This is a genomic window from Nonomuraea glycinis (assembly GCF_014646515.1).
In the GTDB taxonomy this organism is placed as follows: Bacteria; Actinomycetota; Actinomycetes; order Streptosporangiales; family Streptosporangiaceae; genus Nonomuraea; species Nonomuraea glycinis.
Genome location: NZ_BMNK01000015.1, coordinates 190,170 through 204,301 on the forward strand (window position 1 = coordinate 190,170; position 14,132 = coordinate 204,301).

The window sequence follows — 14,132 nt, forward strand, 5'->3', positions numbered from 1 at the left end:
CGAGGGATGGTTGAAGCTCTGACCTGGGCTTCTGCACTACCGTCGGACTGCTGCAGAATAGCGCGATCTGTATACCATCTCACAGCTCTTGACCTGCGGCTTTACCTTGGGGGCCGCTCATCACCCTAGAGGGATCGCAACGCGCGGACCGAAGGTGAACTTCTTCGGCAGGCCACGGAGGGCCGCTCATCACCCTAGAGGGATCGCAACCCTTTGCCGAGTCGGCCATGCATTTACGCGTCGAAACGGCCGCTCATCACCCTGGAGGGATCGCAACAGGGGCAGTCCATCAACAAGGGCTTTTCCTCCGAGGGCCGCTCATCACCCTGGAGGGATCGCAACTTCTCCCGCGTGGTGCGGGTCGGCATCGGCTCGTCGGGCCGCTCATCACCCTGGAGGGATCGCAACAAGGCCGACACGTAGTTGAACAACCCGAAGTGGATGCCGCTCATCACCCTGGAGGGATCGCAACGTGACGCCCATTCAGGTTTATGGGCGGACCATCGCGCACGCCGCTCATCACCCTGGAGGGATCGCAACTACGGCACGAGCGCGGGGACGTGGCCGGGCTGCTCGTGCTGCTCATCACCCTGGAGGGATCGCAGCACGTAGACCCGGCCGACGACGGCCTTGGGGATGCTGGGCCGCTCGTACCCTGGCCGACAGATAAGGCGAGCCTTCAAGATTTGTGGCGTGTTCCTTGACCCTTCGGAACTTCCTGGTAGAGAACGAGATCTAGGTCATCTGCGTTTACCGGTGGTAGGGAGCGTCCGTGGCCGGGCAACACCTCAGTCCTCTTCGTCTTCTGGTTCTTCCCGGTGTTTTCGTTGGCGGTGAACCATTCATAGGATCGACCACGCGGGTCGGGCGGCATCGGCATCGACAAGTTGGCTATCATTCCCAATGGCCGGACCCGAGGATAATGGACGGGAAGTTCGGGCCGTCCGGTGGTTGTGGCCAGGAACACATCTCGTATCTCCTTGTGAGGCGTGTCCTGCGTCGATTTCTCGAATTCTTCGAGCGCCATTTTCATAATCTCTGATGGGTCCGGCGTAGGCGGCTCGGCGGTAAGGCTCCGGTAGTAGGTGGCCCAGTCCTTGTTACCGCGCAGAGTAGTGCCAGAGGTGTCCCAAGTCAGGCGGATGCTGCCGAATCCGAGCGGCTTTCCCAGACCGAGGCGGTGGAAGTGGCCCTCTGGCAGGTTGAGCAGCCAGGCCAGGGCGCCGAGTTCGAAGAGGCTGATGTCACGGACGTCGAGGGTGAAGGTGAACTCGGTCCCGGGGGTTACCCAGCCTTCGATCGAACGGTTCTGAGTGTCTCGCTGCTCCTCGTCGCCAGTGTCGAAGTAAAAGTCTTCGGTGGTGACAGGGTTCTTACCGTCCTCCTTCGCACTTCGGGGCCGCCGGAACTCGCGATACCCGATTCCGATCCGCTCTTGAGTCGGATCGGTGGAAGACCCCGGCTCGCTCCAATAGGTGGGGTTGCCGGCGGTAGCGGCGTGGTGCCAGTAGACCTTGCGGCCTCGCAGGAGGCTCTCACCAGACGGGTAGAGCCCGCTCTTGGCAAGTCCGTCGCTCGGTGGGTTCTCCAGTTTCCTACGGTGCTCCCCCTCCGAGAGATAGAAACGGCCCTGGCTCGGTTTGGGCTGGCCGAGGATGGCCAGAGGAAGGCCGTCTCCGCTGAATCGCGTCGTCTTGGGTATAGCGCTCTCCTCGCATCGGACCGGCCCAACCCGCAGTCGGCCTCGGTAACCTGCCGGACGGGTGCTGGAACCTCTGGGCGCAACCCAGCCGAACAGGCGATCTGCGGGGGAGAGGCTTCCGAGATCGGGAGCGGGACGCAGGCTTTCTACAAGCATGTCCACCGGCGCCAGCTTGGAGATGTCACGAGGCACTGCTACGGGGAAAAGGGCGGTGATCTTCTTGCCGGGCATGTAGGCGTAGCACAGCGTGCCTTCCTGGAGTTTGGCGCGCTCCCTGTCCTTCAGATGCGCGCTCCACTCAAGTTTCTTACCTTCATCGCTCGCGGTGGTGTTGAACCCTTTCAGCTCCTCCTCGGAGTGTGCCTTCCGGTAGTTGAGCATGAGCTTGTTCCACCGCTCGCAGAGCTCCGGAGTGAGCTCTGCTTCCTTTCCATTGTTGGGGATAAAAACGCGCTCGCACTTTTTTCCTTCGGTATTCCTGCCGCTGACGAACACGTATCCCTGTTCCCAGCCTTTTCCTGGCGCCTTCGGCCTCTTATCGATCTCCTCCACGGTTGGTGTACGACCGCGAGTTCGGACCCAGACCTCGTCACCGTGCTGTGGCAGGCTGCCATCGGGGTACTTCACGACGTTCCCTGCGACGTAGCGCGGCAGACGGACGGCCTTGCAAAACTCGATCTTCAGGCCGCCCTGGCCGTCGCCGACGATCCTGACCGGTTGCATCTTCAGGGCGTCGCTGACGATCCGGCGCCAGCCGAGTGGCTCCTGTCCGCCTTCGAATACGCCGAACCGAGAGTTGGTGATGATCTCGAAGGCGGAGCGCAGCATGCCCTTGATGGAAGTGGCGGGCAGGTGCGGAGATCCGTTGCGGAGCAGCATCGGATAGTAGAGATGGCCCTCCTTCCCCGTCGGCGCGGGAAAGGCTCTGGCGGTGTCGAGCAACAGCAGCGGTGTCTCCACGGTGAGCCTGACCTTGACCGATCCGGTCCATCCGCCCTCATGAAGTCTGTCGTGACACCGGGGAAGGGCGTCACCGAGAGGTCCTTCCACTTCGTCGCGCCGTGGAGTGGGAACGAAGGTGTAGGGGTTGAGGAAACGTGCCTCCTTGTCGGGCACTGCCTCGGTGGGCTGATTGTCTTTCTGGCCGGAGCGAGCTTTCCCGTTCTGGTTTCTGCTGTTGTTCATGAGGTGGAAGTCTCCGGGGCGGCGAGGTCGAAGCGGAGTAGACGCTCTTCGGCTATGTAGGCGTTACCGTGGTTGGGATCCTGGGCGATGTACTCCTGCACGAGGACCTGCGCGTGCTGTTCCGCGGGGATCTGCGCCGGGATGTCGATGGTACCGATGCGCTCCGTAGACAGGGTCGTCCAGCCGTTCACCGAGCCGGCCGAGCGGCCCCACAGCAGGTACGCACCGGCACGGGTGTCGATCGCCTCGACGGCGGGGAGGCGATCGACGAAGGCGGCCGGCAGCGTGGCGGCGTCCTCGGTGAGGAAGACGGCGGTGCCGCGGCCGTCGGCGATGTTGACCCAGCGCAGTTCGGCGCGCTCGTCGAAGAACCGGGCTTCGAAGACGTCCTGCAGCCGGACGGATCCCTTGCGGGTCTTCACGTCGCCGGAGGCGTCCACGAGGGCGATGTGGTGCGTCCGCGGAGTGGCCAGCAAGGCGGTGCTACCGGGGGCTGCATGTCGCAGAACCTCGTCGAGGCCGATGTCGTGCCATGAAGCGGCGTACAAGACGACACTCACACCTTCACCCTCTTCAGATAGAGCTGCCATTCCTGGTCCAAGAGCTCCAAGTACTCGTCCTCAAGCACGCCTTCCAAGGTCGTGCCGCCGGGCCACTCGTATCCGGTGAGCAGGATCGACTCGACCGTGATGTCGCCGAATCCCCGCGTGACCATGCCGCCCAGAGGGATCCTCCCGCCGTTGAGATCGCGCAGGATGAGCAGCAGTAGTGCCACACAGGTGTCGCGATAATCGCCGAGGCGGGTGAGATCCACACTGAGACGGAGAGGCTCCCACTCGACGCCGTGCGGCTCCAGCACGCTGTAGAGCCGTTCGTCCGCGGCGCCGCCGGTCCAGCGGTCGATCGCGACGTGGTCGGCCTGGTCCATCCCGGCTTTGGCGAGCCGTTCTCGCTCGTCCGAGGGCAGTGATTCCTGGTCACCGGCTTTGAGCCCGTCCGTCAGCGTCTCCCACACGTCGGCGGGGATCCGGGTGGTGGTGACGCATTCGTGAGCGGTCAGCGCGCCGTTGCCCCAGGCGAAGTCATCGTCCGCGGAGCGCCGGTTCGCGGTGCCGAAGAGCGCCTTGATCGCAGGTAGCTGGTCGAGTTGGGCGCGGAAGTTGTCACTGTGTGCCCGCGCTGACGTGCTCTCGGACGGGCGGCCGGGGGCGCATACTCCTCGGGCGGTCCGTTCGATGAACTCGGCATGGCTCCGCAGAGCGCCCTTGATGGATCTTCCGGGCAAGTTAAGGACGTACGAGCCGCCCTCGCACCTGCTGGACAGGGGAAGGGTTCCGATGACGGGGGCATCGCCGCTCGCCCGGACCATCACCGGCGCGAGAGGTTTCCAACTGATCTCCACCGTCAGCGAATCGCGCCGCTCGGGCAGGTCGGCGTCACCGGCGCTGGCGAGGTCGGTTTCGGAGAGCTCGCCGCGCAGCACGGCGAGCAGTCCCTGCAGTGTGGTGAAGTCCTGCTCGTTGATCGTCTCGTTCAGCAGCCGCACCACGCCCAGCCCTCCGCTTGTGGACGCGCCGAGCGAGATCCGCCCAGTGGCGAGGGCAGCACGCAGCTCTCTCAACCGGGCACGATCACGCTCGATCTGGCCTGTGGTGGACTCAACGTCGAGCTCCAGGCGCAGGTAGCTGCCGGCCGGGATGACCGTACGGGAGTAGAGGAATTCTGTGGCCGCGGCTCCGGTGGAACGGTCGATGCCGACGCCCTCGCGGGAGGGCAGGGAGAGCGGGTCGATCAGGTCCACCGGCGTTCCGTCGGCGCCGAGAGTGGTCGAGGTGGTGATGAGCGCGTCGTGGACAACGACGCGGCTGGCCTGGCCGGCGTCGGACTTGCCGTCCGGGACGAAGCCCCACAAGTCTCCGAGCGCCTCAGGGCTGGTGTCGACGCCGCGCATCCAGGCACGCAGTGCCCCGGCCAGGCTCGTACCGGGGACGTAGGGCCGGTCGCGTCCGTCGAGGGCCACGGGCAACGCCTCGGCGGGGTCCAGCGCGATGCCTCCGACGTGCAGGGGCGTACGTACTTGTAGCCATCCGCGCAGGCGGAGCCGCAGGTTCATCGGTCGTCCGATCGTCACGGGCGTGCCTCCTGCTCTCCTGCGCCCGCGGCCTCGCGGCGGGCTCGTGCCGCCAGACAGGCGATGAGCACCGTCGATACAGCCTCTGCCCGTAGTTCCGACCGGAGTTTGGGGGTGGCGTCCGAGGTGAGGGAGAGTTCGGCTTCGGGAAGATCGAGCGTCCGCCACACCCAGGTCTCCGAGACGAGCCGTTCCTCCAGCACTTTCCGGGCTTTGGACGGGTCTGGCCAGCGGGCGGTGAGCCGCGCGATCCGCTGATGGAGGACTCCGCGATCCTCTCTCAAACGGGGGAGCAGGTTCCGGATGTTGTTGAGCCGGCTGATGCTCAGCTCGTTCAAGTCAGCGAGCACGTCGGATTCCGCCGCGAGTCTCTCGGCCGTGCGCCGGATCTCCCCGCGCCAGGCGGCACGCTCGATGAGCCGGGCTTCGGCGTAACCGGCATCTCCGGGAGCAAGCGGTTCGGTCGCAGTGGACGGTGTGGGTGAGGAGGCGGGGCTGGAGCTTCGAACCTGCTCGGTGAGCAGGGGATCGTTGAAGCGGACCTGGCCGAAGCCCTCGCCGCGTCGCATGCCCACGCCGGTGAGTTCGACCTCGGCGAGGGCGTCCGGGGCGATCTGCCCGGAAGCGATTCTGAAGGTCAGGCAGCCGCCAGCGGCCGGACCCAGCAGACTGGGCCGGGGCAGGCCCCATTTCCGGTGCCATGACTCCGTCCGCCTCACTTCGTAGGAGGTGGGTATGCGGTCTTCGTCTTCGAGTACGGGCTCCACCTGCACGCCGGGCGTGCCGGCGGCTGTGAAAGCCTCGGTCAGCGCCCGGCCCAGATCCGCCGGATCGGAGCTGAAGGACAGCCGCGCATTGTGCACCAGGGCGTCCGAGAGCAGCCAGACCCGGAGCAGGTCCCCTTCACGCAGCGAAGGGCCGGAGGCGGGGTTGGCAGGCTCAGGTTGTACGGTGACCGACACCCGTCCGTAGTCATCCTTGCGGGAACGTCCCAGCCGCCACGTCCCTGCCAGGGACTTCTGCCAGCCCTCGGCCAGCAGTCCGGCCCTGACGCGGACCTCGGCGGCCAGCACGGTGCCGGGTTCCAGCGCGGAGTAGACGTACACGCCTCCGAGATCTCGGGTCGGCCGCTGTGTTGTGTCGTTGATCGTGTTGTGCATCCTGGTGGTGAAACCGGGACGGTGAATCCGCAGTCCTTGCCCGACATATCCGCCGCGGAGCCGCTTGAGGGTCTGGCCGGGGTCACCGGATGACGTCATGCGGTTGACGATCAGATCCGGCTTGTCCTTCGGCCGGGCCAGCACCCGGGGCGCGGGCAGAGTGCGCCGACCGTCGACCAGCGGGGTCGCCGGGGAGACGACGAGGTCGCCGCGTCTGGCCGCTGCCGCCGCGGCGTTCGACCGCAGGCGGGAGAGTACCTCGGGAAGCAAGATCCATCCGGGGGCATGGTCGAGCCCGATGACCAGGTTGCCGACCGTACGATCATGGGCGAGCAGCGGGTCGAGAAGCCGGAGTGTCAGCAGCGCCCGCTCCCAGCCTTCTCCCGTACGCGCTTCCGCCTCATGTGCGGGTTCCGGATCGGAGCGCCTGGGTGGTTTCGCCGGAGGAAGGCTCAGACGGTCGATGTCCGGAGGCAGGCCGGGCCCGGACAGTTCCAACTGGCAGCGCCCAGCGCCCCGGCGTCGCTTGCCGCCGATGGTTTCCACCAGCATCGCCCCGGCCCACAACAGAGCGAGCGCGCACGCGAGCTGGTCCTCGTCGAGCTCGTCTGCCAGCTCCGCGGAGCCTTCCAAGGTCATCCCGCCGCGAGCCATCTCCTCGTACCGGAACTTCCGCTCCACGGTGGTGCGGGTCCGCGGGTCGAGTGCGACACCGGGCTTGATGAAGATCACCGCCTCACGCAGGCGAGGGCGGGCCGTGAGCATCTGGCCGAGCGGTCCCGGCACGCGCAGCGGACCGTTCAGCAGCAGGGCCGCGGGGCGAGGGCTCGCCATGCCTGCGCGCGGTGGCTGCGAGGTTTCCGACTCGAAGTGGGACCGTTGACTGCCGAACAGGTACTCCACCCAGTCGTACCAGAAGCTACCCAAGGCTCTCGCGGCCACCTCGCAGGCGTCGCGCCACACCCCGATCAGCGTCTTGGCGGGGACGTAGGGCAGGCCGTCCACATCACGTTGCACCTGGCGGGCAGCACGCCCCCGGGCGGCCGTGCCCGTGCCAATGTGCCAGTCGCTGAGCATGCGGAGACGGAGATCCATCACTCTCCTCCTCCTTCGCCGGCGAGGAACCCGACGGCGTCCATGGCGTCCAGCAGACCGGTGTGTGCCACGCCGTCGTGCGTCCAGAACAGCGAGCGTTCCTCGCCCACCAGATCCGTTACGGTGGCGCCTCCGAGACGTGTGGTCAGCAGCGAGAACCGGCTGTCGGCGACGTCCTTGCCGACGAATAGCCCGGCACGCAGGTCATGGGTCTGGCCGCCGGCGAGGACCCTGTCCCCGTCGGTGTTCGTACGGCTCAGAGCGCCGGCCCGGCGGCGCAGATCGCTCCAATGCCGATGACGGGACCAGCCTTCCGGGTCATGGCCGGGGTTGCCCACTACGTAGGGCTGGGCGGTGAGCCGGGTGCCGTCCGGCAGCGTCGTACCGGCGCGCAGCCGCGAGAGGTCCGCGAACGCGCTCTCGTACAGGACGTGGAACGACAGGGCGCAGCGGTCCGGGCCCAGCTTGGTCTTGACGGACTTGGCCTCCTGGGTCAGCGCCTCGGCCAGGGTGACGGCGCTGCGGAAGGGGTACTGCCGTTTGACGATCGCCACTCCGGCGCAGGCGCCGAGAGCCGGTTCCCCCGCTTTCAGCAGCAAGCCCCCGACCCGTTCGTCATCCTGGGCGCACTCCTTGAACAGGGCGAGGTAGCGCTCGGTGAACGCCAGCGCCACCGCGCCGTCGCAGATCACGGTCAGGTCGTCGCCACCCAGTACCAGCGGCAGCAGCGGCAGATACCCGTCGACCAGGGAATCCCCGTGCGCTTCCAGCTCGGCTACAGTCCTACTGAACGCTTTCTCCACGCATTCGTCCACCCCTCGGGACAGATCGCGGAGGCCGTCGGCGTACTCCTCGGCGGTGGTCCTTCCCTGGTGCCGCATGACCATGGGGAGGTTCTGGAAGACCCGTCCCAACCCGTTGCCGTCCACGTGGACGACGGCTACCCAGTCGGCTCGTTCACCGAGATACTCGACAACCACGCGCAACCCGGCCCGCGTCCGATCCGTCTCCCCGCGCAGCGGGCCCATCTTCTCTGCCAGACGCCCGAGAGCAGGCTCGAAGGCCTTCAACTTCGCGAGACTGGCAGCAGAGCGGGGCTGCGGCGACTCGCCCGGAGCCGGACGGACGACCGACTGCGCCGGCAGTCCGCTCGACGTGCACAGAGCGGCGATCGGCAGGCCGGGGAAACGTGATTGCGGTCCAGGGTGAGCCAGACGCACGGTTGGGAGCTTGGCGCGGGTGCGGTGCAGCGCCTCGGCGAGGACGTCCGCTCCGTCCCAGTCGAACGGCGGACCGACGGCCCCGCATACATCCAGGCCGGGAGCGTCCCGTAGAGCCCTGCCGGTGATCGCCGCCACCAGCGTGCGGCCGAGGCCAGGATCACGCACCAGCGCGGTGATCCCGCCGGCGTTGGCGGTCACGATCTCCAGCGGTCCAGTGCGTATACGGGCCGTACGATCGGCTTCGAGCTCCAGCAGCGCATCGTTGAGCCATGCTTCCTCGATCCGGGTGACCAGGTGCGAGGCTCCTACGTTCTCCCGCCGCTTCGTGGACTCGAAGATGAAGCGCTGCGTGCCGGACGTACCGATCACCACGGGGTGCACCTTCATGCCGGTCGCCTCCCGCCCGCGACAGCACCAAGCCTCATTTGATCGCCCTCCCGTCGTCGCGTCCCATCTCCACTCCTGACTGATGGACGAAGCGCAGCCGAGGGGCCATCGGGCCAGGGGGTAGGTATGGCACCTTAACCACCGGGAACCGGCCGCATAGCGCTTTCGCACCAGCCGGACACCAGGACATCCCGTCAGGAGGAAGGAGGAGGCGGAAACGGTTCGTAAGCGCCGTCGGCGCTGTTGAAGGAGAAGGCGGTCCAGCGGCCTTGGTCTGCGCCGGCGAGGCGTGCGCCGAGGGCGAGGGAGATGGCGACCGGGCCGCTGAGGAAGATGACGTGGTGGCCGGTGCGGGCGGTCGCGGGAAGCGGGGCAGTGCCCCAGGCATGGCAGATCTGCTCCACAACACCGGTGAAGGTCTGCCGGTCTGCTGTGAGGAGGGGACCTTTGCTGCGGATACGCAAGAGATGGCCGATCCCCTGCGCTCGGCAGCTTTCGAGGACCGGGTCGAAGAACTGGTCCCCCCGTCCTTGCAGATCGAGGGCCACAGCCGTCTTGGTGGGATCCCCTTCGAGGACTTCGAGCCGGTCGACGGTGAGGGGGCGGACGCTGGATTCCGTTACGCGCAGGGAGGTCGCCGGGAAATAGGAGGGGTTACCGTCGAGGCGAATGGCGTGCACCACGATCTCGCGGGCGTGAGTCTGGCGCATCCTGGCGCCGAAGTAGAACGCGATGTGCAGCGGCATGGTCGGGATCAGATTGATCCGGGCGGCGTCGGGGGAGAGACGTTCGGCGATCGTGATGGTGGTCAGGGTCTCGTCGGCCAGGCCCTCGATCAGCGCTCTGGTCTGATGGCCGACGTCGGCCAGTTCCACGCTGGTCTTCAAGGTGAGTGAGCAGGTGGAGAGGCTGTGATCCTCGGCCTGTTTGTCGTGGCGGCTTCCGGAGGCGCCGTCCCGACGGGTGTCGGTGGCGGTCACCACGATGCCGATCTGGAGCCTGCGCCTTGACCGTTGACGCTGCCACAATCCCAGCCGGACGATGGCCAGCCCGAGCGCGCAGCCGAGGACGAACCACCAGCGACCGGCGGCCGCTCCCGTCATCACCGATTTGGCGGCTTCGATCACGAAGCCGCCCGCGACCATGCCGCCGAGGCCGACCGCCGCCGTGCCGTCCGACACCGCCTGCCGCCAACTGGCAGGGGCCCGCGAACCGGCGCCGGCGCCGACTACAGTCATGCGCGGGGCGGCTGGGTGCTTCACACCTTCTACCGTCATGCGTACCACTCCTAGATCGTCGTCGGACAAGCTCTCGTGATCGTCGTTCCTGCGGGCATGGCTGTTTCGAGGCACGCCCCCTTATGTCTGATGGACGAGCATCATCCTGTCCAGCGATCCAGGAAGGGGAGGATGATGAGCCGCCCAGTCAAGACGCTGCTGTTCCACCCCCTTGGCGCCGGTGACCTGGGCTTCCTGCCGCGGAGCCAGGCGATCAAGCCGGTGGATCTCGAAGGAGATCCGAACGCGACCGGGCTGGAACGGCGGCCATTGCGCAAGATATTCACGACGGGTGTCGAGGCGGACGCGGTAGTGCTCCTGGCCACCGTGAACGCTCACCGGCCGGGTGCGGCGACGTTCGCCGAATACGGGCAGCTCCTGCGCGAAGGGCTCTGCTCGCCGCAGGGCATGTTCGGGCGGAGGTTCTCTGCGGAGCACGTACGGGTGGTGGAGGTGGCGGAGCCGACCGCGCGACATTGCACGGGCCCGGCTGCCGCGGCTCTAGCTCACTTCACGCCGCGCGAATGCCTCGTGACGTCCGGCTCGGGCTCGTACGCGCTGGGCGCCGGAGCACTGCTGGCCGCGCTGGACGCCAGGATTCCGGTGAGCCTGCTGCCCGTCGACGACGCGACGACGCCGTACCGGCTGGAAGACCTGATCACGCCCGCCGGGGCGCTACGGAACTGGCTGCTGCGTCACCGCTTCTGGGCCGAACTCGCCCAGTTCGATCCGTCCGGTGCGCACATCTGGCGGCTGCTGGACGCGCGACAGCGCGCCGATGTCAGCCTCGCCCGCCGCGCCCGCCACGAAGGCGTACGAGGCCTGAGCGACGGCCAGGTGGAGAAGCTGACCGAGCTGTGGCCGTCAGTCCAGGCGGCGTTCTTCGAGCGGGTCGCTCGCGGTGAGGCGATCGATCAGTCCCTGCTGCGGGCCTGGTACGTACGGCACCTTGCCGGAAGACTGGAACGCGAGCGCGACACTCTGTCCGCGCCCGTACGAACGCTGGTCACGGGTCTGGTGGAGAAGCTGACCGTACGTGACCCGCGGCAGGGCTGCGGGACCCTCGTCCGCCAGGTGGGACGGCGGATCCCGGAGTCCCAGACAGGGGAGTGCGCGGCGATCCTCCGCGACCATCAACTCACCCAGTTCTACGCCGACGCGGCCACGCACACCGCCCACCTGAGGGAGCAGCGCCCCCACCTGCCGACGACAGTGATCGATCAGGCCGAGGTCTGGGAGCGTGGCGACCTGGCCGTCGACCTGCTCAAGAGCCGCGGCATGACCCCCTGGCCCGTCCTCGGCAGCGGCGATGTGCTCGTCCTGATGTGCGTAGGTGTCGGCCGGGACGACGCACCGGACGTACAAGGCAAGCAGGCCCTGCTACAAGTGATCGACTGGGTTGAGCAGCACCGCGACAATCCGGGGCGGGTCCGGCTTCGGTTGCTGGCGAGTGCGGAAACCACCGCCCGGGCTGAGGCGCTGGCCACCTGGGCGTGTACGCGAGCAGAGACCGAGACGGTCGGTCCGTTGCCTGTCGCGGACGTGGCGCGAGCCGGCGATGAGATCCACCGCGCGCTGGAGGCCGCCGGACCCCCGACAGGCAGATCCGGATCGGGCAGCCTGCGGGACGTCGACGAGACTGTCCTGATCATCAATCCTGGAAAGCCCGGCATCGGGAACGCGATGATCACGGCCGGCGTCGCCTGGTCGCTGACTGCGGCCTGCCCGCTGCGCGTCGTGGAACTCACCCGCGACCAGGGGATACGCCCTGTGGCTCGCGACGCTGGCAGAGTGTTGCGCCGGCTCGGCCCCGACCCGTTGCTGGCCGAACTCGCCGGCTGTGCGTTGCGCCGGCTGGACCTACGCACCGCCTGGACACTGCTGGGGCACGGCTCATCCGCCCTCGACCCGATACGTGAGTCCGTCGACAGCCTGCATCGCGATCTCTACGCAGGCACGGACCGCCGGTACGAGTCGGCCCGGCAACGCCTCACTCTGATCGGGCGCGTCCTCTCCGACCAGCCGTGGCCGGCCTGTCACCTGGCCATCGAGGTGCTGCGCCCGGCGCTGTTCAACTGGGGTGCTTGGACTGCCGTCACCGCCCGTTCGCCGGCGTTGGAGGAGCTGGAGCGGCTGCGCAACTCCTCACCGTACGCGCACCTGCTTGATCGACTGCGTCAGCGCCGACGACAGCGCGTCGTACCGCCCGAGCCGGACGTTGTGCGAGCCCTGCTGGCCCACGCCGTCAACGACCTGGGCGGCATGGACGACATGATCTTCGCCCGCTATCAGCGGGTGTGCCGAGAACTCCAGGCGTTCGCAGCGGCGCATCGCTTATGCTGAAGGTTGTTCGACGGCTGTGCCGAAGAGCATCGACGAGGCGTCATCGCCTCCTGAGGAGGCCGCCCAGCGGGTGGCCTGATCTTTCCTGCCTCAGGAGGTTCTGTGCGGCCCCTCGCCCACCTGGCTGACCCGGACGACGCGATCGCGTTCCCCGCGTTCTACGCCCTCACCGCACCCGCAATCCGTGCCATCGCGCGTGGCCCCCTGCACCGAGCCCGGCACGTCGGCGCCGCCTGCCATGCGCCCGTGGGACCGGGCGGATGCGCCGAATGCGAGGCCACCGTCGACGACCTGATCCTGAACAGCTTCGCCCGCCTACGCGGCCCGCTTCCCACGACCCGCTCGGGCGAGCCGGTCCGGGAACTGGCCCTCGTACGTGAGCACCTGATCTCCCCGCAGGCCGCGTACGAGGACACAGCCGCTCTTGCCCACGTCCTGCGTGGGCCGGCCGCTGAAGGAGAAGAGTCGTGGCTACGAGCCGCGCGCGCCCAGCTCATCCACTACCCGCTGTCGCACCTGGAGGAGAGGATCCGCCGCGACGACGCGGTACGCCGTGGTGCCGCTGCCCGGCCCGATCGAGACCTCCGCCAGGCGGTCTGGGCCACGCCTCTCCGTACCGACCCGGCCACGTTGGACATGCTGATCTTCGCGGTCTTCCGGGCGCGGCGGGGCGCATCGCGTCGCGACATTCCCGCCGACCTGTGCGAACGTCATGGCCTGAGTCCGTACGAAGCCCGCAGACAGATGGACGCTGCCCTCCTGCGCCTGCGTATCCTCAACCCCGCCTTCTACACCGCCAACCTCGACGTCGAACCCTTCACCGGGATTCCCTGGGCAGCCGGGTACGCGCACTCGGCTCACGGCCTCGAAAGAGAAGCCGCGCAAGAGACGCTGCGTCAACTCACCACGCCTGGCCGTACGTGCCGTCGCGCCTACGAGGCTGTTATCGCCGGCATCTGCGCAGCCGGACACGGGGACTGCGCAGACCCTGTCGGTCTCGCTATGGCATCTATGGACCTCGCGCGCCCTTCCGCGCGACGGCTAGTCCGAACGCTGGTCTCTCTGGTCGCCGCCGCAGGTCCGGACTGGTCTGAGGCGCGATGTTCGATCGATTCGATCGTTGCCACGCGCGTTCACCGCGAACACGTCTTAATCCTCACCGGGCTTGGACCGGACGAGGCTGCCCTCGCCCAGGTGGCTGTCCGGAGCTAGAGTGCCGTTCATACTGCGGAGGATCCAGTGACGACACCCCTTCTGACCTGGCCTCCTGCACTACCGGCGGACTGCTGCAAAATACATGCTCGGAGCCAGCTGAATCATTCCTTTGACCTGCAGCTTTACCTTGGCGTTGCTCATCACCCTGGAGGGATCGCAACATGGGGTGAACCGGCCGCCGCCCCGCACTCACGGCCAAGTTGCTCATCACCCTGGAGGGATCGCAACGTGACGTTGACCGTCCGCAAGACCCTCAAGATCAAGTTGCTCATCACCCTGGAGGGATCGCAACCCGAAGACAAGCGGCCCGTCGACGGCGAAGGCCAGCGTTGCTCATCACCCTGGAGGGATCGCAACCCGTTGTGCCGGTGCGCGACCAACACCTGTCCGGCCACCAGGTTGCTCATCACCCTG

At 67.2% G+C, this 14,132-nt stretch carries 8 protein-coding genes and 2 CRISPR repeat arrays (1 of these 10 only partly in view); of the genes, 2 read left to right on the plus strand and 6 right to left on the minus strand.

The annotated features are described in order from the left end of the window. The first annotated feature begins 112 nt into the window (after positions 1-112). Positions 113-606: a CRISPR direct-repeat array (repeat unit 29 nt; unit sequence GCCGCTCATCACCCTGGAGGGATCGCAAC). Positions 607-679: 73 nt separating this feature from the next. From IEY87_RS33775 to IEY87_RS33800, 6 genes are all read right to left on the minus strand, one after another. Then, positions 680-2,887, minus strand: coding sequence for a TIGR03986 family type III CRISPR-associated RAMP protein (locus tag IEY87_RS33775; protein WP_189142894.1), 2,208 nt, complete (start codon positions 2,885-2,887; stop codon positions 680-682). Continuing rightward, entirely contained in the window at positions 2,884-3,447 is a 564-nt protein-coding gene (gene csx19, locus IEY87_RS33780) for a type III-D CRISPR-associated protein Csx19 (protein ID WP_189142895.1), read from the minus strand. Before csx19 ends, IEY87_RS33775 begins: the two co-directional genes overlap by 4 nt. Further along, positions 3,444-5,018 carry an RAMP superfamily CRISPR-associated protein gene (locus tag IEY87_RS33785; RefSeq protein ID WP_189142896.1) on the minus strand — a complete coding sequence of 525 codons (1,575 nt, stop codon included), beginning with the start codon at positions 5,016-5,018 and terminating at the stop codon, positions 3,444-3,446. The genes csx19 and IEY87_RS33785 overlap by 4 nt, the downstream gene beginning before the upstream one ends. Continuing rightward, the gene (locus IEY87_RS33790) at positions 5,015-7,273 is read right to left on the minus strand and encodes an RAMP superfamily CRISPR-associated protein (RefSeq protein ID WP_189142897.1); all 2,259 of its coding nucleotides are present in this window, start codon (positions 7,271-7,273) and stop codon (positions 5,015-5,017) included. Before IEY87_RS33790 ends, IEY87_RS33785 begins: the two co-directional genes overlap by 4 nt. Beyond that, on the minus strand, positions 7,273-8,883 hold the full coding sequence (locus IEY87_RS33795) for a Cas10/Cmr2 second palm domain-containing protein (protein WP_189142898.1): 1,611 nt from the start codon (positions 8,881-8,883) through the stop codon (positions 7,273-7,275). Before IEY87_RS33795 ends, IEY87_RS33790 begins: the two co-directional genes overlap by 1 nt. Before the next feature lie 194 nt (positions 8,884-9,077). Further along, positions 9,078-10,160: an SAVED domain-containing protein gene (locus IEY87_RS33800; protein WP_189142899.1), complete on the minus strand. Its 1,083-nt coding sequence runs from the start codon at positions 10,158-10,160 to the stop codon at positions 9,078-9,080. A gap of 132 nt (positions 10,161-10,292) precedes the next feature. Here IEY87_RS33800 and IEY87_RS33805 point away from each other — a divergent pair, with 132 nt between their 5' ends. Together IEY87_RS33805 and IEY87_RS33810 are read left to right on the plus strand one after the other, a co-directional pair. Next, positions 10,293-12,503, plus strand: a complete 2,211-nt coding sequence (locus tag IEY87_RS33805) for a hypothetical protein (protein ID WP_189142900.1) — start codon at positions 10,293-10,295, stop codon at positions 12,501-12,503. Positions 12,504-12,605: 102 nt separating this feature from the next. Then, positions 12,606-13,715 carry a hypothetical protein gene (locus IEY87_RS33810; RefSeq protein WP_189142901.1) on the plus strand — a complete coding sequence of 370 codons (1,110 nt, stop codon included), beginning with the start codon at positions 12,606-12,608 and terminating at the stop codon, positions 13,713-13,715. A gap of 135 nt (positions 13,716-13,850) precedes the next feature. Then, a CRISPR array of direct repeats spans positions 13,851-14,132; the repeat unit is 29 nt; unit sequence GTTGCTCATCACCCTGGAGGGATCGCAAC (it continues 334 nt past the right edge of the window).